The organism is Citrobacter sp. MGH105, assembly GCF_001037485.2.
Taxonomy (GTDB): Bacteria; Pseudomonadota; Gammaproteobacteria; order Enterobacterales; family Enterobacteriaceae; genus Citrobacter; species Citrobacter portucalensis.
The window spans coordinates 803,771-827,317 of sequence record NZ_CP073048.1 but is presented as its reverse complement, the minus strand read 5'-3'; the positions used below and the strand labels follow the sequence as shown (position 1 = coordinate 827,317).

At 51.7% G+C, this 23,547-nt stretch carries 19 protein-coding genes; 18 read left to right on the top strand and 1 reads right to left on the bottom strand.

Going from position 1 to position 23,547, the window contains the following annotated elements:
* Positions 1-170: 170 nt before the first annotated feature.
* Positions 171-689: an Hcp family type VI secretion system effector gene (locus SK35_RS03985; protein ID WP_032944948.1), complete on the bottom strand. Its 519-nt coding sequence runs from the start codon at positions 687-689 to the stop codon at positions 171-173.
* A gap of 628 nt (positions 690-1,317) precedes the next feature.
* Here SK35_RS03985 and tssB point away from each other — a divergent pair.
* The 18 genes from tssB to SK35_RS03895 all read left to right on the top strand — a co-directional run bounded on the left by tssB (position 1,318) and on the right by SK35_RS03895 (position 23,546).
* A complete protein-coding gene (gene tssB, locus SK35_RS03980; RefSeq protein WP_048215564.1) occupies positions 1,318-1,821 on the top strand; it encodes a type VI secretion system contractile sheath small subunit in 504 nt (167 codons plus the stop codon).
* A gap of 290 nt (positions 1,822-2,111) precedes the next feature.
* Positions 2,112-3,584 (top strand): type VI secretion system contractile sheath large subunit, encoded by a 1,473-nt coding sequence (gene tssC, locus SK35_RS03975; protein WP_048215562.1) that lies wholly within the window; start codon positions 2,112-2,114, stop codon positions 3,582-3,584.
* The gene (tssE, locus tag SK35_RS03970) at positions 3,581-3,997 is read left to right on the top strand and encodes a type VI secretion system baseplate subunit TssE (RefSeq protein ID WP_048215561.1); all 417 of its coding nucleotides are present in this window, start codon (positions 3,581-3,583) and stop codon (positions 3,995-3,997) included. The genes tssC and tssE overlap by 4 nt, the downstream gene beginning before the upstream one ends.
* A 4-nt stretch (positions 3,998-4,001) precedes the next feature.
* Positions 4,002-5,855 (top strand): type VI secretion system baseplate subunit TssF, encoded by a 1,854-nt coding sequence (tssF, locus tag SK35_RS03965; protein ID WP_048215560.1) that lies wholly within the window; start codon positions 4,002-4,004, stop codon positions 5,853-5,855.
* Complete coding sequence (gene tssG / locus SK35_RS03960) at positions 5,819-6,907, top strand: type VI secretion system baseplate subunit TssG (RefSeq protein WP_048215559.1); 1,089 nt, start codon at positions 5,819-5,821, stop codon at positions 6,905-6,907. The genes tssF and tssG overlap by 37 nt, the downstream gene beginning before the upstream one ends.
* 24 nt (positions 6,908-6,931) lie before the next feature.
* Complete coding sequence (gene tagH, locus SK35_RS03955; RefSeq protein WP_048215558.1) at positions 6,932-8,221, top strand: type VI secretion system-associated FHA domain protein TagH; 1,290 nt, start codon at positions 6,932-6,934, stop codon at positions 8,219-8,221.
* Positions 8,218-8,751, top strand: coding sequence for a type VI secretion system lipoprotein TssJ (tssJ, locus tag SK35_RS03950; RefSeq protein WP_048215557.1), 534 nt, complete (start codon positions 8,218-8,220; stop codon positions 8,749-8,751). The genes tagH and tssJ overlap by 4 nt, the downstream gene beginning before the upstream one ends.
* 2 nt (positions 8,752-8,753) lie before the next feature.
* Positions 8,754-10,085, top strand: coding sequence for a type VI secretion system baseplate subunit TssK (tssK, locus tag SK35_RS03945; RefSeq protein WP_048215556.1), 1,332 nt, complete (start codon positions 8,754-8,756; stop codon positions 10,083-10,085).
* 4 nt (positions 10,086-10,089) lie between these two features.
* Positions 10,090-10,848 carry a type IVB secretion system protein IcmH/DotU gene (gene icmH, locus SK35_RS03940; RefSeq protein ID WP_048215555.1) on the top strand — a complete coding sequence of 253 codons (759 nt, stop codon included), beginning with the start codon at positions 10,090-10,092 and terminating at the stop codon, positions 10,846-10,848.
* A gap of 8 nt (positions 10,849-10,856) precedes the next feature.
* Positions 10,857-13,613 carry a type VI secretion system ATPase TssH gene (gene tssH, locus SK35_RS03935; protein ID WP_048215554.1) on the top strand — a complete coding sequence of 919 codons (2,757 nt, stop codon included), beginning with the start codon at positions 10,857-10,859 and terminating at the stop codon, positions 13,611-13,613.
* Positions 13,610-14,338, top strand: coding sequence for a type VI secretion system-associated protein VasI (gene vasI, locus SK35_RS03930; protein WP_048215553.1), 729 nt, complete (start codon positions 13,610-13,612; stop codon positions 14,336-14,338). The genes tssH and vasI overlap by 4 nt, the downstream gene beginning before the upstream one ends.
* A 2-nt stretch (positions 14,339-14,340) precedes the next feature.
* A complete protein-coding gene (gene tssA, locus SK35_RS03925) occupies positions 14,341-15,762 on the top strand; it encodes a type VI secretion system protein TssA (protein WP_075551231.1) in 1,422 nt (473 codons plus the stop codon).
* Between the two features lie 110 nt (positions 15,763-15,872).
* On the top strand, positions 15,873-19,304 hold the full coding sequence (gene tssM / locus SK35_RS03920; protein WP_156174805.1) for a type VI secretion system membrane subunit TssM: 3,432 nt from the start codon (positions 15,873-15,875) through the stop codon (positions 19,302-19,304).
* Between the two features lie 10 nt (positions 19,305-19,314).
* The gene (locus SK35_RS03915; RefSeq protein WP_048215551.1) at positions 19,315-20,661 is read left to right on the top strand and encodes a VasL domain-containing protein; all 1,347 of its coding nucleotides are present in this window, start codon (positions 19,315-19,317) and stop codon (positions 20,659-20,661) included.
* Between the two features lie 22 nt (positions 20,662-20,683).
* Entirely contained in the window at positions 20,684-21,163 is a 480-nt protein-coding gene (locus tag SK35_RS03910) for an Hcp family type VI secretion system effector (RefSeq protein ID WP_048215550.1), read from the top strand.
* A 25-nt stretch (positions 21,164-21,188) separates the two neighbouring features.
* Positions 21,189-22,070 carry a LysM peptidoglycan-binding domain-containing protein gene (locus tag SK35_RS03905; RefSeq protein WP_133158653.1) on the top strand — a complete coding sequence of 294 codons (882 nt, stop codon included), beginning with the start codon at positions 21,189-21,191 and terminating at the stop codon, positions 22,068-22,070.
* Complete coding sequence (locus SK35_RS03900) at positions 22,067-22,525, top strand: lysozyme inhibitor LprI family protein (RefSeq protein WP_048215549.1); 459 nt, start codon at positions 22,067-22,069, stop codon at positions 22,523-22,525. Before SK35_RS03905 ends, SK35_RS03900 begins: the two co-directional genes overlap by 4 nt.
* Before the next feature lie 574 nt (positions 22,526-23,099).
* Positions 23,100-23,546 carry a DUF1311 domain-containing protein gene (locus SK35_RS03895; protein ID WP_048215548.1) on the top strand — a complete coding sequence of 149 codons (447 nt, stop codon included), beginning with the start codon at positions 23,100-23,102 and terminating at the stop codon, positions 23,544-23,546.
* The last annotated feature ends 1 nt before the right edge of the window (position 23,547 follow it).

The following is a 23,547-nucleotide window of genomic DNA, read 5'->3' as shown; positions in this document are numbered from 1 at the left end:
AATGACAGTACAGTGTTACGCTTGCATTATTCAGGCACGCTACCGCCGAAGTTTCCGGCGTCCGCCATCTCCCGTAAAAAACGTAACCCCTTACTGACACTGCTTTTTTGTTTACGATCCCCAACAAAACAGCACCCTGCCCGTAAGGACAGGGTGCTGTGGATTCAGCCTTACGCTTCCAGCGGCGCGCGCCAGTCATCAGCACCAGAGGTGCCGGACTTGACGTGCTCCCACTCGATTTTGCGGTAGGCCAGTGAGACTTCGAGCAATTGCGTGAACTCGCGCTTCGCCGGGTCCTGGCAGTGCGGCATATGCAACTTCATATCCACAATCGTCGAGTCCGTCAGGCGGGTGGTGAAATAGTGCTCCTGTTTGCCTTCAACAGAGGTACGCCACCAGTGCAGTTCAGTTTTCGGCAGCATTTCGCCGGAGGCCAGCGCGTTGTAAAGCAGTGGTACGGCTTTGTTCAGCGCCACAGTAAAAATGAACGGCTTGTGCGAACGCTGACCACTCGGCTGCCCGGACTGCGGATCGGTGGGTACAGTCACGTTGTGCTGGAATTCCTGTACCAGCATTTCATCCTCGTGCCCCTGCACGTAGATATTGCCGACAGAATCTGCGGTAAATGCACCAGCGGTAATATTCCCCTGGGTTTGCCCCGTAATTGAGATGTAACACGGTGTTGGCATTCATAAACTCCTTGTTAACGATTAACGATACTTACATACATCTGCCAAAAGATATCCGGCAGATAAAAACATGCTTAACACATAAAAAACTCTGTAGTTTAAACTCTCTTCACATGGCAGATTGAACCGTAAACCCAGAGGCTAAAAAGCATATTCCTGATGACTGAATTAAATATTCACACATCCATTATGGTGATATATCAATATTCATTTCTATAAAATAATGACAATACCACATTCATGAATAAATATTATATTCATCATTATTCCATTACTCCAATCGGTAAAAACCATTCACCAACCAACCCGTCACACAAAGATAATTGCGGTATATTGATTCATGAAAAATATATTAACTACATATAAAATCAAAAAAAAATCACATATAAATCATATAATTACATAAAAATAAAAATAACTGAAATTTCTTTTAATTTATTCTTAACGAAACCAATACAACCTAAACAATAACCACAACAGAAGGATACTCCTGTATTTCATTTAGAAAAAGTGCTTCTCAAAAAATTTTCTTCGCGTAATAATGATTACCAGTTGTTTTTTATTGCACGGTATTTCATGGTCTGTACGGAGATGCAGAAAACATAACATAACCTGATGGATGATCTCTATGAGCAAAGATTATAACGGCAGTGTGGCCCCCAAAGAACGCATTAATATTTCTTACGTTCCAAAAACTGACGGCGAGCCTTCTGAGGTGGAATTACCCCTCAATATGTTGATAGTGGGAGATACCGGAAACTCACAAGAAACAGCACCACTTGATGAACGCCAGATGGTTTCTATCGATAAGCATTCATTCAATTCAGTGATGGCAGAAGCTTCCATTAGCCTGAATTTTGCAGTTCCGGCAGCATTGAAGGACGACGCAAAAGATGACGATGAGATGAATGTCTCGCTGAAAATCAAATCCCTGAACGATTTTTCTCCGGACAGTGTGGCAAAACAAGTGCCGGAGTTGAACAAATTGCTGGAACTACGCGAAGCGCTGACAGCATTAAAAGGGCCGCTGGGTAATTTGCCAGCATTTCGCGCCCAGCTTCAGGCATTGCTGGAAAATGAAGAATCCCGCGAACAGTTACTGCGGGAGATCAGCCAGGCAGAAAACCAGTAATCTCTGTTTTTCAGGGAGATTATCCTGGTATGGGCTTGCGGAAAGATACCACCAGAACCGATGACGCAATAACGCAGACAGTGAGCCGGTTATGTATCACTCAGACAGGCGATATCAACACAGAAACACTGGATGTATTGATCGCGGCGCCTGACCAGAGGCTCGGATGTCTGATGGATGAAATCATCCATATCAACGGGTATCAGCAGATGAAGCCACACTGGCGGAAGGTGTTCCACTGACCGTGAAACCTGACTCCAGAAATACAGATCAACACAAGGATTTTCAGTATGTCGTTAAAGGAAGAGGAACTTGTTTCCACCCGCGCTGAACAGGGAAGCCATGCCCCGTCGTTGCTTGATGAAATCATGGCACAAACCCGTATCCAGCCCGGTGCTGACGGTTATGATATTGCCCGACAGGGCGTAACGGCTTTTGTTGCCAGCCTTCTGCAATCCAGCTCACCAGCAGACCCCGTAAATAAACTGGCCGTGGACAGTATGATTGCGGATATTGACGCCCGAATCAGCCGCCAGATGGATGCTATTATTCACGCCCCTCAGTTTCAGCAACTGGAGTCATTCTGGCGTTCAATGAAAGCCCTGGTGGAACGCGTTGATTTTCGCGAGAATATTAAGGTTAATATCCTGCATGTCACCAAGGAAGAACTGCTGGACGATTTCGAGTTCGCGCCAGAGATTACCCAGTCAGGCTTCTACAAGCATGTTTATTCCAGCGGATTTGGTCAGTTTGGTGGTGAACCCATCGCGGCGGTATTAGGCGCATATGAGTTCAAAAATACCACGCCAGACATGAAACTGCTGAACTATGTCAGCGCCGTCGGCGCTATGGCCCATGCGCCGTTCCTTTCTTCCATATCGCCGGAATTTATGGGACTCAATTCATGGACTGAGCTGCCCAATATCAAAGATCTTTATGCCATCTTTGAAAGCCCTGCTTACACAAAATGGCGCGCCCTACGTGATTCCGAAGACTCTCGCTACCTGGGGCTGACCGCACCGCGTTTTCTGCTCCGCCAGCCCTATTCAGCCACCGAAAACCCCATCAGAAGCTTCAACTACGCCGAAGATGTCAGCCACAGCCACGAGCATTATCTTTGGGGCAATACCGCCTGGATGCTAGCCAGTAATGTGGCTGACTCGTTCGCAAAATATAGATGGGCGCCGAATATTATTGGGCCGCAGAGCGGCGGCGCGGTAAAAAATCTTCCGGTACATTTATATGAATCAATGGGACAGATTCAGGCCAAGATCCCAACAGAGGTGTTGATCACCGACCGCCGTGAGTTCGAACTGGCCGAAGAGGGGTTCATCACGCTGACCATGCGCAAGGGCAGCGATAACGCAGCCTTTTTCTCCGCCAATTCGGTTCAGAAACCCAAGCATTTTCCGGGCAAAGATGCCGAAACCAACTACAAGCTGGGTACACAACTACCGTACCTGTTCATTATCAACCGCCTCGCACACTACATTAAAGTTTTGCAACGCGAGCAGCTCGGGTCGTGGAAAGAGAGAAGTGACCTTGAGCGAGAACTCAATATTTGGGTCCGCCAGTATGTCGCTGACCAGGAGAATCCGCCCACTGACGTCCGCAGCCGTAAGCCCCTGCGTGGCGCTAAAGTTGAGGTTCTGGACGTAGACGGCGAACCAGGCTGGTATCAGGTGGCAATTTCCGCAAGACCCCATTTTAAATATATGGGTGCGTCGTTTGAACTGTCTTTAGTCGGACGGTTAGACAAGTGATACCGGAGCACGAGAGACCTGCCGGATCGCTGTTTGAGCGTCTGGAAAACCCTCCTGCCAGAAACTGGCGGGGGGACAGCAATATAGAGGCATTCAGACAGTCCATTCGCCACAGCCTGCGAAATATCCTGAATACTCGCTCCGGCAGTTGTCGGGGTACCCCGGAGCTCGGCATCGAAGAGCCGGAAGGAGCAGATAATTATCGCAGCGCCATGAGCCAGGCTATCGTGCAGTGCATTGAGCGTTATGAACCCCGAATCTCACATTCTGAGGTTCGGGCGGTGCTTCCCTTTATGGCCAGCCCACAGGAAATAACATTCCATATCACCGCCTGGGTGACATTTAACGACATCGACGATGTGCTTGAGTTTGATATGGCACCGGACGGCAGTCAGCATTATCGGGTGGAGTAGTAAAATGGAATTCGAAGAGCGTTATTACAGGCAGGAACTGAATTACCTTCGCCAGTTAAGTAAACAACTGGCAACCGAAAAGCCGCATCTGGCCCGGTTTCTGGCTGAAAAAGGAGCCGATCCGGATATCGAGCGTCTACTGGAAGGCGTGGCATTTCTGACCGGCAATCTGCGCCAGAAAATTGAGGATGAGTTTCCTGAGCTGACACATGGCTTGATCAAAATGCTGTGGCCCAATTATCTGCGCCCGGTGCCGTCGATGACGCTGATTGAATACAGCCCGGATATGGACAAAACCTCCGTGCCGGTATGCATCCCCCGCAACGAACAGTTCACAACCGGTTCGAAAGGGACTCAGGGAAACCAGGTATTGTCTGCGTATTCCGGCAATGAACACGATGTAGCCCCGCCCTGTACGTTCACTCTTTGCCGGGATATCTGGCTGCTGCCCGTTCAACTGGATCAGGTAGAGGATCGCAGTACGCCCCGCCATGGCATTATTGATATTACATTTGCCATCGCACCTGGTACAGATTTCACCACTCTGGATCTAAACAAGCTGCGCTTCTGGCTGGGCAACGATGATAACTATACCCGCTACCAGCTGTATTTGTGGTTTTGCGAATATTTACAGGGCGCAGAGTTGCTTACGGGCGAGCAGTCGATCCCGATGCCCGAATTTATGCTGAAAGCTGTGGGGTTTGAACCAGAAGATGCCATGCTGCCCTGGCCCGGTAATGTCCACAGCGGCTACCGCATTCTCCAGGAATTTTTCTGCTACACCGACAGTTTTCTCTTTTTCGATGTCTGTGGCATTCCGGCGCTACCTGACAGGTTAAAGGAGAATCGTTTCACCCTGCGGCTGCGTTTTTCGCGCCCCTTACCCGTGGATATCCAGTTACACTGCGATTCCCTGCGTTTATATTGTGCGCCCGCCATTAATCTTTTTTTCCATCATGCCGAAGCGATTACGCTGGATCACCAGCGGGCAGATTATCCACTGATACCCAGCCGCCACTATCCGGATCATTACGACATTTTTTCGGTTAACAGTGTGGTGAGCCAGACGCAGGATATATTCAGAAAAAAAGAGTTTGGACAACCCGTTACAACACCTTCTGTGCGTCAGTGGCCTGCATTTGAAAGCTTCAGTCATCAGATGGAATACAGTCGCAAGCGGGAAGTTGTCTACTGGCAGCACCGGACAAAGACCTCGCTGTTTCAGCGGGGCTTTGATCATAGCCTTGCTTTTATTCACGCTGATGGCGGCCACCCGGATGCCTCGCTGCTTAATAATGAAGTGGTCTCAGTATCGCTGACCTGCACCAACCGTGAGTTGCCGATACAGATCCTGCCTGGCGACATAACCGGTACAACAGGTAAAAACGCATCAGTGGCATCGTTTCGCAATATCACCCGACCCACGCCGCCACTCTGGCCGGTTATAGACGGCAGCCTGCACTGGTCCCTGTTGTCCGCCATGAACCTGAATTATCTGTCACTGCTGGATGCTGATGCGCTCAAACAGGTCATAGCCAATTTTGACCGCCACGCCATTCATCATCCACAGATGGCTCGCCTGTCACAGCAAAAGCTGGATGCCATTGAACGGCTGGACACCAGACCCGTTGATCGCCTGTTTACCGGGATACCGGTGCGTGGTCTGGCGTCAACTCTGTATATCCATCCGGGACCGTTTGTCTGTGAAGGAGAGATGTACCTTCTGGGTGCAGTTTTGTCACACTTTCTGTCGCTGTATGCCAGCGTCAATTCATTCCACATGCTGACAGTTGTTAACACGGAAAGCCAGGAGTCATGGAAATGGGCGGAAAGAACCGGGCAACACCCGCTCATCTGACCCCGGACGATGCTCCGGTACAGGATGAACAAAACGCATTACGGGAGAGTTTTCTTCAGGACGCCTGCGCCTGTAATTTTTTTGCCCTCTCAGAACTGCTGCACCGGCTGGCATCAGAGGGGGGAGAAACACCGGAATTATCGCTGGATACCCCTCCGTCACAGGAGACCATTCATTTCCGGGCTGATGCCAGACTGGGCTTTCCGGTAAGTGATGTCAGCGCGCTAGAGCAGGAGACCTCCGGGCAGTTCCGGATGACCACCACCTTTATGGGGCTACAGGGCAGCCAGTCTCCCCTGCCAGGTTATTACCTTGATCACCTGGCCTGGAAATCCGCACATGAGCAAAGTCCGGTTGGCGATTTTCTGGATATGTTCAGCCACCGCCTGACACAGTTCGTCTGGCATACCTGGCGTAAGTATCGCTACCACGTCTCTTTCCGTAACGGTGGCGTGGATGCGTTCTCGCAACGGATGTATTCCCTGGTCGGGCTTGGCCACCGGCAACTTCGCGAAAGGCTGCCAGTTAATCACAGCAAAATGCTGGCCTATGCCGGAATACTGGCGAATCCGGGACGCTCGCCAGAGATCGTCTGCTCGCTGGTCGCGCACTGTTTCGATTTAAATTTATCTGACGTGACGCTGCAAAACTGGCAGCGACGGATGGTGGAAATAGAGCCGGATCAGCAAAACAGTCTCGGATGTTACACGATTAAAAATGGCGAAAAACTGGCCGGTCGATCGGTGCTGGGCAGTTTTGTTCTCGGGACGAGTGTTCCCGATCTCAGCGGTAAATTTCAGTTAAGCATTAACAACCTGAGTCGTAAGCGGTTTCTCTCGTTCCTGCCATCAGGAGAAAGCTTTCTGCTGCTGGCGATGTTTGTCTCCTTCGTCCTGCGCGATCAACTTGCCTGGGATTTGCACCTGGGACTGGCACCGGAGCAGGTGGGCACCATGCGGCTGGGCGATAACAAGAGCGCACTACTGGGCTGGACGTCATTTCTCGGCGAACCGGGAGAACATCCCTCAGTCACCATCAGGGTCAGGGAGTAAAATATAACCATCATGGAGCATGATATGGCGGAAGAAAAAACGCGGCAACAAACGCTTTCACTGCATGTCGTCAACGGCAGCGAACTGGAAAGCGGGCGCGCGGCACGGTGTCTGTTCACACAGAGCGGGGATGTGGGCCACAGCAGTGAGTGCCACTGGCCGGTTCAGGACAGGCATCAGGATGTTCCGGCGAAAGCGTTCAGCATCAGCCTGCATGATGGCGCATTCTGCCTGCATCAGCTGACTGCACCACTATGGCTGAATCAGGCCAAAGTCACGGTAGCCTCGGATCTGGTGCAGTTACGCCAGGGCGATGAGATCCAGACGGGGCATCTGATACTCCGGGTTTATCTGAATCAGGGCGGGATGCGGCATTACGACGAAGAGATGGCTACCCCTGAAACCATTGTTTCTAACCACGACATTTTGTCAGACACGTTGCTGTCCACTGACGGCGCACCGGAATATCCGGGAATGCCGTCCCGCCACCAGCTTGCCGATACCGTTGTGAATGGCTTTTCCACCGACCCATTGCAGGCGCTGCGGACCGAAAGTCTGACCACAAGGGACAATCCTCTTGCGGCAATCACGCCTGTACGTCCATCCGCTCCGTTGTCTGATCCGGTCACACATGGCGGGATCAACACACCGTTTATGGATCTGCCATCAATGTATGCCTATCCGCAGGACAGCGATGATGACGCAATTTCACCGGCAGAGGCGGCACAGCGCCATCTTGCTATAACCCCGTTGCTACGCGGGTTGGGAGGATCGCTTACTGTGCATAACACGAAAGATGCCGATGATTTTCTGGAAGAAGCCGGGAGGACACTGCAGGCGGCGGTTAAAGGGTTGCTTGAGCTACAGCAGCACCGCAACAGCCTCTCTGACAAACATCTGCGCCCGCTGGAAGATAATCCGTTGCGCCTGAATATGGACTACGCCACCGCTCTGGACGTGCTGTTTGCCGAAGGAAAAAGCCCGGTTCATCTCGCCGCACCTGCCGCCGTCAGCGAGAGCCTGCGCAATATCCGCCATCACGAAGAAGCCAACCACGCGGCCATTGTGGAATCGCTGCGCGTGCTACTGGACGCCTTCTCGCCACAGAGCCTGATGCGCCGTTTTGTGCAGTATCGCCGCAGCCATGAACTACGCAAGCCGCTGGATGATGCCGAAGCCTGGCAGATGTACTGCGATTACTACGACGAACTGGCCTCCAGCCGCCAGCAGGGTTTTGAGATGCTTTTTAACGAAGTGTATGCCCAGGTCTTTGACCGGGTACTTCGTGAAAAACAGCGGGAGCCGGAAGCATGACAGGGCGTGGTTTCCTCGCCTGGGTATTGGTGGCGTTGTTAACCATCGCCTTGTGTGGTTGTGAAACAGCAAAAAAAATCGGCCAGGTCATTAAAAACCCAGATATTCAGGTCGGAAAACTGGCTGACCAGTCGTCACTGGTGACGATTACGTTGCTGACGGAGCCGGATGCCAACATCAATGCGGACGGTGAAGCTGCGGCGGTGGACGTACAACTGGTTTACCTGAGTGATGATTCGAAATTACAGGCTGCGGATTATGACCAGCTCGCAAGTACGCCGTTACCGGATGCACTGGGGAAAAACTATATCGATCATCAGGATTTCAGCCTGCTGCCCGACACCATAAAAACCCTGCCACCGGTGAAGCTGGATGAGAAAACACAGTTTATCGGCGTGATTGCCTATTTCTCCGACGACCAGACCACACAATGGAAGCAAATCGAACCGGTGGCAGGGACAGGACACCACTACCGCCTGCTGGTACATATCCGACAGAGCAGTATTGAAATGAAAAAAGAGGATGATTAACGATGGCAACCACGCGAAACAAAGTGATGTGGCGGGAAGGGACACTGATGCGTCCGCACCACCTCCAGCAGCAGCAACGTTATAACGATTATGTGAATAATCTGCGTTTCCGGACCATTAATGATCTGTCCTGGGGATTTACCGAGCTTTCGCTTAATAATGAGTCGCTGGCACAGGGCAAAATTATGCTCGACAGTGCGTCCGGCACCCTGCCGGACGGCACGGTGTTCTCCATTCCGGACCAGGATTCGCTGCCCGCTCCGCTACATCCGGACAGCTTTCCTGACGAAGAGAGCCGTAATATCTATCTGGCCTTACCCGTTGCCAGTGACGTGAGAGGCGAAGTCAGCTACGGACAGCAGATCGGACGTTACCGACTGCACGATGCCGATGTCCGGGATCTGCATTCAGAGAATGGTGATGCGCGGGCACTGACACTGGGACAGTTAACGCCTCGTATTATGAGCGGGGCTGATGATATGAGCGCATATGTCACGCTACCACTGTGCCGTATCAAAGACAGGCACGCTGACGGCTCCCTGATACTGGATGACAGCTTTATCCCCACCTGCCAGAACATCTACGTTAGCACGCGGCTGCGTGAATTTTTGCGCGAGGTACAGGAAGCGGTTGGCGGACGGGCTAATGACCTGGCTAATCGTATTGGCTCTCCGGCGCAAAGCGGTATTGCAGACGTGGCGGAATTTATGATGCTGCAACTGCTCAACCGTAACCAAACCCGGTTCACCCATCGCGCCCGCAGATCACAGCTTCATCCGGAAATGTTTTATCTCGATCTAGCCGGACTGCTAGGTGAACTCATGACATTTACCGAATCGTCCCGCCTGCCCTGCCCGCTGGATATCTACGATCACCGCAACCTGACAGAAACCTTCAAAACACTGTTGCCGGAAGTGAAGCGGGCACTGCATACCGTCCTGTCGCCCAGGGCGGTTAACCTGCCGCTGCATCTGCGCGATGGCATCTGGCAGGCTGACATACATGACTCAGCGCTGTTGCAGTCAGCCACCTTCGTGCTGGCGGTGGCGGCGAAAATGGAGACACAGCAACTCCAGCGCCAGTTTATCCAGCAGTCAAAAATTTCCTCGCCGGAAAAAATTCGCAATATGGTCAGTGTGCAAATCCCCGGTATCCCGCTGCATACGCTGATGGTGGCCCCCCGCCAGCTTCCGTACCATGCCGGTTTCAGCTATTTCGAACTGGACAAGAGCGCTCCAGCCTGGGCGGATGTGGCGGCCACCGGTGCCGTCGCCCTGCATGTATCCGGTTCGTTTCCGGATCTGAACATGCAACTGTGGGCTATAAGAGGATAAGACGATGGATGCGCTATCACAGCCCCCTTTACCCGAATACGAAAGCGAAGGCCTCCGTCAGTACCAGCTTACGCTGCGCGGCAACAGCCTGAACCCGATGATCGACGCAGCCACACCGCTGCTGGGGATGGTAATGCGTGTTGCGGGGATGAACAGCCATGCCATGCCTGAACACCTGTTCACTCAGGTGGTGACGGATGTGCAGGCAATGGAGCAGCTACTTCAGGAGCAGGGCTATGAGCCAGGCGTGATTATCTCGTTTCGTTACATCCTCTGTACTTTTATAGATGAAGCGGCACTGGGTAACGGCTGGTCCAACAAGAACGAGTGGATCAAACAGTCGTTACTGGTGCATTTCCACAATGAAGCTTGGGGTGGTGAAAAGGTCTTTATTCTGCTGGAACGCCTGATGCGCGAGCCAAAACGCTACCAGGATCTGCTGGAGTTTTTGTATATCTGCTTTTCACTGGGCTTTCGCGGGCGCTATAAAGTCGCGCCTCAGGATCAGGGGGAGTTTGAGCAGATATACCGCCGCCTGTATCACGTCCTGCATAAACTGCGCGGCGATGCGCCCTTTCCACTGCTGCACCAGGATAAAAAAGCCCATGGCGGACGCTACCAGCTCATTAAACGATTGACCATCCGCCATGTTCTGTCCGGCGGTATCATCGTGCTGGCGCTGTTTTATCTGTTCTATCTGCTGCGCCTGGACGGCCAGACGCAGGACATTCTTCACCAGTTAAACCGGCTGCTCGCCAGGTAAGGACACATATGATCCAGATTGATTTGGCCACACTGGTAAAACGGCTTAATCCCTTCGCGAAACAGGCGTTGGAAGCCGCAGCCTCGGAGTGTATGAGCCAGCAGGCGGCGGAAATCACTGTCAGCCACGTACTGCTCCAGATGCTGGCTATCCCGCGCAGCGATTTGCGGGTCATTACTGAACGCGCCGGGATCGGCACCGATGATTTACGCCAGGCGCTGACAGTGGAAAATTACGCCACCACCCGTTCAGTGGATAGCTATCCGTCGTTTTCCCCCATGCTGGTTGAATGGCTGAAAGAGGCCTGGCTGTTGGCGTCCGCTGAAATGCAGCAGACAGAGTTGCGCGGGGGCGTCCTGCTGCTCGCCCTGCTCCACTCGCCGCTGCGCTACGTGCTGCCCGCCGCCGCCCGGCTGCTCACCGCCATCAACCGCGACCAGCTACAGCAGGATTTTGCTGGATGGACGAAGGCTTCAGCCGAGTCGGTTATGCTGAATGCGGACGGGCAGGTCATCAGCGCCGCAACCGATACCGGAGACAGCCTGCTTGCCCGCTACGCCAGAAACATGACCGATGATGCCCGCAACGGCAGGCTCGATCCAGTATTGTGCCGCGATAATGAAATTGACCTGATGATTGATATTCTCTGCCGCCGCCGTAAAAACAATCCGGTGGTAGTCGGTGAGGCAGGCGTCGGCAAAAGCGCGCTGATCGAAGGACTGGCGCTGCGCATTGTCGCAGGCAAGGTACCGGACAAGCTGCGCGATACCGATATTATGACCCTGGATCTTGGTGCACTACAGGCAGGTGCGTCGGTGAAAGGCGAGTTTGAGAAGCGCTTTAAGGGGCTGATGGCGGAGGTCATTCAGTCACCGAAACCCGTTATTCTGTTTATCGACGAGGCCCACACGCTGATTGGTGCGGGCAACCAGCAGGGCGGGCTGGATATCTCTAACCTGCTAAAACCTGCGCTGGCACGCGGCGAGCTGAAAACCATCGCCGCCACCACCTGGAGCGAATATAAAAAATATTTCGAGAAAGACGCCGCCCTGTCGCGTCGTTTCCAACTGGTAAAAGTACGCGAACCCAATGCTGCCGAATCCACCATTATTTTGCGCGGCCTGTCGGTGGTGTATGAGCAGTCCCACGGCGTGCTGATTGATGATGAAGCCTTACAGGCAGCAGCAACGTTAAGCGAGCGTTATCTTTCCGGACGTCAGTTACCGGATAAAGCCATTGATGTGCTGGATACCGCCTGCGCCCGCGTTGCGATCAATCTTTCCTCTCCACCACGGCAAATTTCAGCGCTGACCACACTGAGCCATCAGTGCAAAGCAGAAATTCACCAGCTTGAGCGTGAAATCCGCATAGGCCTGCGATCTGATACCTCGCGGTTGAATGAAGTACTGGTGCAGTATGACGAAACGCTGACCGAATTGGATGAACTGGAAACGGCATGGCACCAGCAGCAGGCGCTGGTACAGGAAATTATCTCGCTGCGTAAAGGGCTGCTGGATGAATCCGTTAGCAGTGAAGAAGAAAATGTGCAGTCAGAAGAAGTGGATGCCGAAAACACCCCCGTTCCGGCAAATGAATTCGCGACGAAGCAACCAGAAACCGTCCCAGAACGCTGTCCCGCAGAACGACTGGCAGCGCTGACCGCCGAACTGAATACTCTGCACCATACGCAGCTTCTGGTTTCCCCACACGTCGATAAAAAACAAATCGCAGCTGTGATTGCCGAATGGACAGGCGTACCACTTAACCGTCTGTCGCAGAACGAGATGTCGGTCATCACCGATTTGCCGCTGTGGCTGGGTGACATTATCAAGGGCCAGAATCTGGCGATTAAGCATCTGCATAAGCACCTGCTGACAGCGCGTGCGGATCTGCGCCGCCCGGGGCGACCTCTGGGTGCATTCCTGCTGGCCGGCCCCAGCGGCGTGGGTAAAACGGAAACCGTGTTGCAACTGGCAGAACTTCTCTATGGCGGTCGCCAGTACCTCACCACCATCAATATGTCCGAATTCCAGGAGAAACATACTGTTTCTCGCCTGATTGGTTCCCCTCCAGGCTATGTTGGCTACGGCGAGGGCGGCGTGCTGACCGAAGCGATTCGTCAAAAACCTTACTCCGTAGTGCTGCTTGATGAAGTGGAAAAAGCGCACCCGGACGTGCTTAACCTGTTCTACCAGGCGTTCGACAAGGGCGAGATGGCAGATGGCGAAGGCCGTCTGATTGACTGTAAAAACATCGTCTTTTTCCTCACCTCCAACCTCGGTTATCAGTTGATTGTCGAACATGCCGATCACCCTGAAACCATGCACGACGCGCTGTATCCGATACTGGCAGACTTCTTCAAACCTGCGCTACTGGCACGCATGGAAGTGGTGCCATACCTGCCGCTGTCGCGTGAAACACTCTCCGTCATTATCGCCGGGAAACTGGCGCGGCTGGATAACGTGTTGCGTACACGCTTCGGTGCAGAGGTGATAATTGAGCCGGAAGTCACCGACGAAATAATGCAGCGCGTCACCCGCGCTGAAAACGGCGCGCGGATGCTGGAGTCGGTCATCGACGGTGAGATGCTGCCGCCGCTCTCCCTGCTGCTGTTGCAGAAAATGGCGGCGAATATCGCCATTGCCCGTATCACGCTGGGTGTGACAAACGGCTCCTTTATCGCTGATGTGGAAGATGCACCGGAGGATAGCACTGATTCCGACACACAGTCGGAACCAGAAACAGAGGACAAAACCGTTCTATGAGCAGAATACAGACGCTCATGATCATAATGCTGCTGCCGGGATTATTCCCCCGCGCAGTACAGGCGGAAACACCTGCAAAACAGGTGATTGCCGTACTGCCGGGGATTGTGGTGCCGGAAACCAACGCACAGACGACGCTCAGTGCCATGCTGGACTGTCGCCGGGAGCCTGCTGCACTGGAGCGTCTTGACTGCTATGACCATATTCTGGCACCAGAGCAACCCAGCTTTAATGGCGCGCTGGTAAAGGCCCGTTATGAAGGTGAAGCCTGGAAACGGGCTTTCGCCCAGGAGAAACAGCGCCCGGATAATTCCACCGCACTACTGATGACGCAGAGCGATGGCGAACGCCCTACTGTGGTTATTACTACACCTGCCATCGGCAACGTCCCGCCACGCCCGGTACTGATGTTCAGTTGTGTGGACAACATCACCCGGATGCAGGTGGCGCTGACCCATTCCATGACGCAGAACGACATCGCCGTGACGCTGACCACTGACCACGGACGCTTTCAGTCTCATTGGTTTATCCGTGAGAACGGTGTCCTGTTGGAGTCCAGCCGCGGACTATCCGGTATTGACGAAATTAAGCAGCTCTTTGGCACAAAAACCCTGACCATCAACACCGGTACGGACAGTGCCGCCGGAAAACTGACATTTAACATTGACGGGCTGGCGAAAACCATCGCACCGCTGCGTGACGCCTGCCACTGGGCGGGGGAATAAAAATGGCAATGGACTTACGTAACCCGGATACCTGGATTTCACACCTGCTTGAAAATCTGCCGGAAGATAAACATGTCTCCGCGCTGAAAGACGATAATCCCGACTGGGAATATATCGACGGCGAAATGCTTAAACTTGGCTCACTGACGCACAGTCAGTTGGATATCCCGGAAATACAGCGCCGGGGATTAGTGCTTCTGGCGTCGGAAAGCAAAGACTTTCGCCTGCTGGCCCACCTATTACGTACGCTGCAACACGCCGGTGATCCGCTGCTGGCGTTACGTTTACTGACGTTATATGTGGAACATTACTGGACGCAGGCCGCACCGCAAAATGCAGCTCATAAACAGCGTTTCGCCGCCCAGGTACTGAAACGATTTGAATCCGGTGCAGAGAGCTTCGCAGAATCGGCAGATATCACGCAACGCGACAACCTGCTGGCTGAGCTGGCAAAACTGGCGCAGCGCTGGCAGGAGCAAAATATCCCGGCACTGGCGCAGGCCGTCGACGATCTCTCGTCGCAGTATCGCCGGGCATTTCGCGGGGCAGAGCCTGCGCTGTCTGCCCCGTCACCCACGCCATCCGTCGGCGCACCTCCGGCCGCAGCCACACTACCCTCCCCGGTATCGCCATCGGTGTCCGCCCCCGCTATCCCGACCGTCGATATTGACAGTCATGATGATAAGGCCTGGCGCGACACACTGCTGAAAGTCTCCGCCATTCTCTGTGAGCGCCAGCCGGATTCGCCGCAGGGTTACCGCCTGCGTCGCCATGCGTTATGGCAGGCCATTACATCCGTACCCCAGGCAGAAAGCGACGGGCGAACGCCGCTGGCGGCGGTACCTGCTGATATGACCGCCGATTATCAGACCCGACTGAGCAATGCCGATCTGGCGCTCTGGCAACAGGTGGAAAAAAGCCTGCTTCTGGCCCCGTACTGGCTCGATGGGCATTACCTTTCGGCGCAAACCGCGCAACGCCTGGGTTACTCCAGTGCAGCAGAAGCCATCCGGGATGAAATGGCCCGTTTTCTCGTCCGCCTGCCGCAACTTGCCACCCTGCGGTTTAATGACCGCACGCCGTTTATGAGTGAGCAGACAAAACAGTGGCTGGCGACGTCTCCGGGCAGTCAGACAGCCCCGATTGTGCGGACCGACGAAGACACAGAGGCTGTCCACCAGTGTTTCAGCGAGAAGGGACTGGAAGCCGCACTGCAATACCTGGAAAAGCTGCCGGAAGGCGATCCGCGCGATCAGTTTCTCCGGCAGTATCTGGGCGCGCAACTGATGGAAGACGCCGGAATGGTGCAGCTTGCACAGCAGCAGTACCGGATGTTGTTTAAAGCAGGGCTGCGTATGACGCTGGCTGACTGGGAGCCGTCCCTGCTGGAGCAACTGGAAAACAAATTCACGGCAGAAAAATAATAACGTAACAAGGAGTTACCGTGTTCAGATTACCAACCCCTCGACTGTTCAGCAGTCTGCGATCCGTCCTCCGACCGGCGATGCCCCGCGTTAAGGTTTCCGCCGCCTGGCTGCTGGCACTGGCGTGGATTGTGCTGCTGGTATGGATCTGGTGGAAAGGCCCGTCATGGTCGTTCTACGACGAGCAGTGGCTTAAACCGCTGACGAACCGCTGGCTGGCGACGGCAGCCTGGGCGCTCGCAGCGCTGGTATGGCTTACCGTCAGGGTAATGAGGCGCCTGCAACTGCTGGAAAAACAGCAAAAACAACAGCGTGAAGAGGAAAAAGATCCGCTGACTGTAGAACTGACTGCCCAGCAACGTTATCTCGACCACTGGCTGCTGCGTCTGCAACGCCATCTCGACAACCGTCGCTACCTGTGGCAACTGCCGTGGTATATGGTTATTGGTCCATCCGGAAGTGGCAAAACGTCGCTGCTGCGCGAAGGTTTTCCATCCGACATTATTTACGCCCCGGAGGCCGTGCGGGGAGTGGAATTGCGCCGGTATGTTATCCCACATGTGGGAAAACAGGCGGTCATTTTTGATGCAGACGGCCTCCTGTTTGAGCAACAGGAGGCGGATGTGCTGCACCGTCGCCTGTGGACAACTATGCTGGACTGGCTGGTACAAAAACGCGCCAGACAGCCGCTGAACGGCCTGATACTGACGCTGGATCTGCCCGATCTGCTGACTGCCGACAAACGCCGCCGGGAGCACCTGTTGCAAATTCTGCGCGGACGTTTGCAGGATATACGCCAGCACCTTCACTGCCAGTTACCGGTGTATGTGGTACTGACCAGGCTGGATTTACTGTACGGTTTCGCTGCTCTGTTTCAGTCTCTGGACAGGAACGATCGCGATGCCATTCTTGGCGTTACCTTTACCCGTCATGCTCATGAAAATGACAACTGGCGCGCAGAGCTGAATGCATTCTGGCAGACCTGGAGCGAACAGCTCAATAACGCCCTGCCGGAGCGACTGCTAACCCCCGGCTCCCGCAGTTCCCTGTTCAGCTTTGTTCGTCAGATACAGGGCAGCCGTGAACCGCTGGTATCCCTGTTGAGCGGATTACTGGACGGGGAAAATATGGACGTCATGCTGCGAGGCGTGTACTTCACCTCCTCCCTGCAACGCGGCCAGATAGACGATATTTTTATGCAGTCTGCCGCCCGTCAGTTCCGCCTGGGCAATAGCCCTATGACGGCCTGGCCTTTGGTGGACACAGCCCCCTATTTTACCCGCAACCTGTTTCCACAGACTTTACTGGCAGAGCCTAACCTCGCCGGTGAAAGCCGCGTCTGGCTGATGCAGTCCCGCCGCCGGTTATCGGTGTTTTCCGTCACCGGGGGCATCGCCGCGCTGCTGCTGATTATGGGCTGGCATCACTATTACAATAACAACTGGCGTTCCGGCATCACCGTACTGGAGCAGGCCAAAGCCTTTATGTCGGTTCCGCCACCGCAGGGTATGGATGATTATGGCAACCTGCAACTGCCGTTACTCAACCCGGTGCGTGACGCCACGCTGGCCTACGGTGACTGGGGCGATCGCAGCCGCCTGGCCGATATGGGATTGTATCAGGGCAGGCGTGTCGGCCCGTATGTGGAGCAGACCTACCTACAACTGCTGGAGCAGCGTTACCTGCCCGCCCTGTTTAATGGTCTGGTCAAAGAGATGAACGCCGCGCCGCCGGAGAGCGAGGAAAAACTTGCGGTACTGCGCGTCATCAGAATGCTGGAGGATAAAAGCGGACGCAGCAACGAGGTAGTGAAACAGTACATGGCAAAACGCTGGAGCGATAAGTTCCATGGCCAGCGAGATCTCCAGGCGCAGCTTATGTCTCATCTGGACTATGCCCTGCAGCATACAGACTGGCACGCGGAACGTCAGGCAGGCAACGTCGACGCCACCAGCCGCTGGACGCCTTATTACGGCCCGGTGGTGGCGGCCCAGAAAGAACTCAGCAAACTGCCCGTCTACCAGCGTGTTTACCAGAGTCTGAAAACGCGTGCCCTCGGCGTGCTGCCCGCCGATCTGAACCTGCGTGACCAGGTGGGCGCCACGTTTGATCAGGTGTTTACCTCCGGGGATGATAATAAACTTATTGTTCCGCAATTCCTCACCCGTTACGGCTTGCAAAGTTATTTTGTCAAACAGCGCGATGCGCTGGTCGAACTGACGGCGATGGATTCCTGGGTGCTGAACCTGACCCACAGTGTGAAATACAGCGAGGCAGACCGGGCGGAAATCCAGCGTCAGCTCACCGAACAGTATCTCAGCGACTACACCGCCACCTGGCGCGCCGGGATGGATAACCTTAACGTGCGCAATTACGAATCCATTGCTGAGCTAACCGGCGCACTGGAGCAAATCATCAGCGGCGATCAGCCTCTCCAGCGGGCGCTGACGGCACTGCGCGACAATACACAGCCCGCTGTACTCTCTGAAAAACTGGATGACAGAGCGCTTCAGGAAGCCATGGCAGAGCCGGAGTATCAGTTACTAACCCGCCTGGGACATGAGTTTTCCCCGGAGAACAGCACGCTGGCGGTACAGAAAGACAAAGAAAACACCCTGCAGGCAGTTTATCAACAGTTGACGGAACTGCACCGTTATCTGCTGGCGATCCAGAACGCACCGGTACAGGGAAAATCAGCACTGAAGGCGGTGCAGCTACGGCTTGATCAAAACAGCAGCGATCCAATCTTCACCACCCGCCAGATGGCAAAAACATTGCCTGCCCCGCTTAACCGCTGGGTGGGCAGGCTGGCCGATCAGGCCTGGCATGTGGTAATGGTGGAGGCGGTTCACTATATGGAAGTGGACTGGCGCGACAACGTGGTGAAACCGTTTAACGAGCAGCTCGCCAACAACTATCCGTTTAACCCTCGTTCGTCACAGGATGCATCGCTGGATGCCTTTGAACGCTTCTTTAAACCGGATGGTGTACTGGACACGTTCTACCAACAGAATTTGCGTCTGTTTATAGAAAACAACCTGAGTCTGGAGGACGGGGATAACAACGTGATTATTCGCGAAGACGTCCAGGAGCAACTGAATGCCGCGCAGGAAATTCGCGATGCCTTCTTCAGCAGGCAAAACGGCCTTGGCGCTCAGTTTGCCGTGGAAACCGTATCGCTTTCCGGCAATAAACGGCGCAGCGTACTCAACCTTGACGGTCAGTTAGTGGACTACAGCCAGGGCCGCAATTATACCGCGCATCTGGTTTGGCCAAATAACATGCGTGAGGGTAATGAAAGCAAGCTGACGCTGATTGGCACCGGCGGCAAAACGCCGCGCAGCATCGGTTTCAGCGGACCGTGGGCACAGTTCAGGTTGTTTGGTGCAGGGCAACTCACCGGCGTACAGGATGGCACATTCAGCGTGCGTTTTAACGTGGACGGCGGCGCAATGGTGTACCGGGTGCATACGGACACGGTAGATAACCCGTTCACCGGCGGGCTGTTCAGCCAGTTCCGGTTGCCGGATACCCTGTACTGAGGAGGCTGAAATGAGCCAAGACATACTCACACAAATTATTGTTACCGGCAGCGATCCTCGCGGCCTGCCGGAATTCAGCGCCCTGCGGGAAGAGATCAATAAATCCTCTCACCCGTCGCAGCCAGAGCTGAACTGGAAACTGGTGGAATCACTGGCACTGGCGATCTTTAAAGCCAACGGCGTGGATCTGCACACAGCTACCTATTACACCCTGGCGCGCACGCGTACACACGGGCTGGCCGGATTTTGCGAAGGTGTGGAGCTACTGGCGGCCATGATAAGCCACGACTGGGATAAATTCTGGCCGCAGGATGAATCAGCCCGTACCGGGATGCTTGACTGGCTCAATACCCGGACCGGTAATATCCTACGCCAGCAACTGTCCTTTTCAGACACTAACCTGCCGTTGCTGTACCGGACTGAGCGCGCATTGCAGTTGATCTGCGACAAACTCCAGCAGGTAGAATTGAAACGCCAGCCGCACGTAGAAAACCTGCTTTATTTTGTGCAGAACACGCGTAAACGACTAGAACCACAGCCAAAAAGCAGCGTGGGTACTACGTCACAGACCACCGTCAGAACGTTGATCTATGCCCCGGAGAGCACACAGCCCGTCACGGAGGAAAGCCTTCCTCCCCTGCCCGACCTGCCGGAAATGAAGGTGGAAGTCCACAACGGCACCACACCGGTCGCCAGCGCCACGCCAGGCCGGAATTGTAAAGGTTTTATGGCGGGTATTGCCTGTACGACGGCTGCCGCTGCCGCACTGTGGTGGTGGCAGGTGTACCCGATGCAACAACAACTTTCACAAGTCAGGGATACAGCACAGGGCGCGGCAACAGTCTGGCTGTCGTCGCCTGAACTGGACAGTTACGGGCAACGGCTGCAACAGCTTCCCGACACCTCGCCGCTGCAACTGCTGGAAACAGGCATGCAGATGATGCAAACCGCAGACAGCCGCTGGCCGGAGAGTTTGCAACAGCAGCAGGCAACAGCGCAGTGGAATGAAATCCTGAAAACCCGCGCGCAAAGCAGCCCGCAAATGCGTGGCTTGCAGCAGGCGCGGCAAAATCTGCGTGACTTTGCCGACCTGATGATGCAACGGGAGACAGAGAAACAGGGCTTTACCCTCTCCTATATCAAAACCGTCACCTGGCAGGCGGAACGACTGCTGAATCAGGAAACGCCGCTGGAATCCCTGCTGACACAGTACCAGGACGCCAGGGCACAGGGACGGAATACGGAAGCGCTGGAAAAACAAGTTAATGAACAGATGAATGGCGTATTAAGCCGCTGGCTGCTGCTGAAAAGCAATGTAGTGCCAGAGTCGGCAACTAATGCAAAATCACGAAAATAATCGTTAACGCGAGGAGAACAACATGGCAAATTTAATTTATTTAACTCTGAACGGTGAAAAGCAAGGATTGATTTCAGCAGGTTGCTGTTCACTTGATTCTATCGGTAATAAAGCTCAGTTACTGCATCTTGATCATATTATGGTATATGAACTGACGCATGGATTAAGTCGGGATCAAAATGTCAATCATCATTCAGTTACGATAAAAAAACCTGTCGATAAATCATCTCCTTTGCTGGGAAAAGCAATTAACGATAATGAAATATTGACCTGCACTTTTGATTTTTATCGGACAAATCGATTTGGAATTAATGAAAAATATTACAAGCTGGAATTAAAAAAAGCCCGAATTAGTGATATTAATTTCTCGATTGCACATGTAATCATTGACAGCGAAGTACAACCTCAGGAAAGTATTTCTTTTATATATGAATCAATCAACTGGGAACACTGCATTGCCGGGACCAGTGCGTACAGCTTATGGAATGAGAGGGTGTTTTAGTGAAATCTTTACCCAAGGAGTACATATGACATTAAGGAGTAAAAGCCAGTTAAATGGTTCTATTCACAAAGGTATTCCTAGAACTGAGCAACCTCAGAGGGATAAGCTTAAAACTAATATTCCTGAAAGGAAATCATTAACTGGCACTGATAAACTCAATATATGGAAAAAAATAAGAGAAGATGCTTATAAGGAAAATAAAGCAAATTGGAATACATATGATCAGTTTATTTTTCAAGCAATGTCTGATATGAATAGGTATTTATCAAAATATCCTTCATATACTCGTCTGGACTGGCTATGGATTAAAGCGATGTTATGGACAGAAGGTGATGCAGATGGGCATAAACATGAATGGGAACACAAACCATTACGCATTGGTGTTCAGGGAGATAAAGCTGCTCCAGTTGTAATCCGTAGGTCGGAGGCGGTTAGCCTGGTCATTCCTTCTGGTTCAACATGGCAAGGTATCACATCAAGTAATATGATAGCAGATCCACATATGAATATCAGAGCTGCAATTATATACTTAATGAATAGATTATCAAAATCAGATATGGTTTCTGTGGATGATTCAAATGACAAAACAATTTATACTGTAAAAATATCTTCGACTGAAGGTCATAGTACATTTGACGCTATAGCCAAAGACACAAATCGAATAGGCACCACAATGGATATTTTAATAAGGGCAAACCCCGGTGTGAACCCCAATAAAGTTCATAATGGTCAAGAGTTACGATACTGTAAGGGTCGTATACAAAGAGTTATTACAGGGTGGATATCGCCAATAACAGCTAGCGTTATTGCCAGCAGTTATAATGGTGGTGGCGATTCTAAATATGCAGAAAAATTATCTTATGTACACACATTATTTACATCTGCAACAGGAAATAAAAATCAATGATTAGTATTTCACGGATTTTGATAATATTAGCTCCGCTGATAATTAGCATTTACTCAATCCATAGCACATATGCAAATAATGTTTATTATCTAAGTAAAAACAACTGTGAATCAGGAGAAGAGGCGGAACTTGTCGACTGCCTGAGAAATGAAGTAATTGAAAGCACTATAACGCTGAGAAAAGCCGAAGATAATATCAGATTGCGTATAAATAAATGGTCTGAAGTCAAAAGTGCAGCACTGGATGATGCTATCCCTATTGCACTTTACAGACTGGATAAATCTAATCAAGAGTTTATTCGTTATCGTCTTGCTCAGTGCTCGTTTGCAGAATCATGGGGAAATGGTGTGGGTAGTTTTACTCGCATATATTCCTGTATGGCTGAACTAAACAGGCAAAGAGGCGAACAATTAATACATGCAGACATTCCAGATTATACAGAGGGTATGAAATAATCATGACTCGTTTACTGTTATGCTTTTTACTTTTTGTATGCAACTCATCATATTCACGCGAGAAGCCAGAATATTCAAAAACATATACCCCAGACGAGTATTATTATTTATCATCTAAAATCCCAAAAGAAGTTCGTCAAGTAAGTTTATATACTGATTATTGTATTATTTACCTATCTTTTTCGATAACAAAAACCCAGTTTTGGATGACACCGTAAAAAACATACATAAATACTGTACAAAATTAGACATATGGAACAGTAGACTGAAGACAAAATATACGAACAATCATAAGTTATTACTAATTTTGACTATGACAGATGATGCTATTTTTCTCTATCATGACTATGAAGATAAAATTTTTAAATAGGGAATAAGGTTGCCAGAAAGCGTCTATTGATATTACTATAACAAGCCAACACAGAATCATCATTGAATACAAAGACTGAAGTTTAATTATAGTTACTTACGACCAAAAAAAATTAGCTAACCAAGGAGATTACAACAAACCATAATACTCACATATATTATCATTATTGCGAATAAGAAAGATAATTCTTAAGGATACTAATCAATGAACATAAAAAACATTCTATATATTGTATTTATATATAACATTGCCAGCGCACACGCTATAGAAACATCTGATTGCTCATACGACCAGTTAATACAACAAGATAGAGTTTACTGGTGCCTTATGGACAAATACCAGCAAAGTGTTATCGCTTTAAAAAAAGAAGAAATCAATGCACAAAAAAGGCTGGAAATATTCGATAATAATGAAGGGAAGAAAAGAGGCCTTAATGAAGATGGGACCCTTGCATACGATTCTAACATTCACCTTGCAAGAATAACCTTCCCCGAACTTCATCGTTATTTTATCCTTTACAGGGAAAAACAATGCGGCTATTCATCACTTAGTATTGGAGCGCTTTCCGGTTATGGGATTCCAATATCTTCATTATATTGCAAAACCGAGATGAATATTTCACAAATAAAATGGCTTAACGATTATATATAGA

What these genes read in the sequence shown, in the direction of transcription:
- SK35_RS03985 (WP_032944948.1), bottom strand. Translation starts at nt 689, where the DNA reads ATGCCAACACCGTGTTACATCTCAATTACGGGGCAAACCCAGGGGAAT.
- tssB (WP_048215564.1), top strand. Translation starts at nt 1,318, where the DNA reads ATGAGCAAAGATTATAACGGCAGTGTGGCCCCCAAAGAACGCATTAAT.
- tssC (WP_048215562.1), top strand. Translation starts at nt 2,112, where the DNA reads ATGTCGTTAAAGGAAGAGGAACTTGTTTCCACCCGCGCTGAACAGGGA.
- tssF (WP_048215560.1), top strand. Translation starts at nt 4,002, where the DNA reads ATGGAATTCGAAGAGCGTTATTACAGGCAGGAACTGAATTACCTTCGC.
- tssG (WP_048215559.1), top strand. Translation starts at nt 5,819, where the DNA reads ATGGGCGGAAAGAACCGGGCAACACCCGCTCATCTGACCCCGGACGAT.
- tagH (WP_048215558.1), top strand. Translation starts at nt 6,932, where the DNA reads ATGGCGGAAGAAAAAACGCGGCAACAAACGCTTTCACTGCATGTCGTC.
- tssJ (WP_048215557.1), top strand. Translation starts at nt 8,218, where the DNA reads ATGACAGGGCGTGGTTTCCTCGCCTGGGTATTGGTGGCGTTGTTAACC.
- tssK (WP_048215556.1), top strand. Translation starts at nt 8,754, where the DNA reads ATGGCAACCACGCGAAACAAAGTGATGTGGCGGGAAGGGACACTGATG.
- icmH (WP_048215555.1), top strand. Translation starts at nt 10,090, where the DNA reads ATGGATGCGCTATCACAGCCCCCTTTACCCGAATACGAAAGCGAAGGC.
- tssH (WP_048215554.1), top strand. Translation starts at nt 10,857, where the DNA reads ATGATCCAGATTGATTTGGCCACACTGGTAAAACGGCTTAATCCCTTC.
- vasI (WP_048215553.1), top strand. Translation starts at nt 13,610, where the DNA reads ATGAGCAGAATACAGACGCTCATGATCATAATGCTGCTGCCGGGATTA.
- tssA (WP_075551231.1), top strand. Translation starts at nt 14,341, where the DNA reads ATGGCAATGGACTTACGTAACCCGGATACCTGGATTTCACACCTGCTT.
- SK35_RS03915 (WP_048215551.1), top strand. Translation starts at nt 19,315, where the DNA reads ATGAGCCAAGACATACTCACACAAATTATTGTTACCGGCAGCGATCCT.
- SK35_RS03910 (WP_048215550.1), top strand. Translation starts at nt 20,684, where the DNA reads ATGGCAAATTTAATTTATTTAACTCTGAACGGTGAAAAGCAAGGATTG.
- SK35_RS03905 (WP_133158653.1), top strand. Translation starts at nt 21,189, where the DNA reads ATGACATTAAGGAGTAAAAGCCAGTTAAATGGTTCTATTCACAAAGGT.
- SK35_RS03900 (WP_048215549.1), top strand. Translation starts at nt 22,067, where the DNA reads ATGATTAGTATTTCACGGATTTTGATAATATTAGCTCCGCTGATAATT.
- SK35_RS03895 (WP_048215548.1), top strand. Translation starts at nt 23,100, where the DNA reads ATGAACATAAAAAACATTCTATATATTGTATTTATATATAACATTGCC.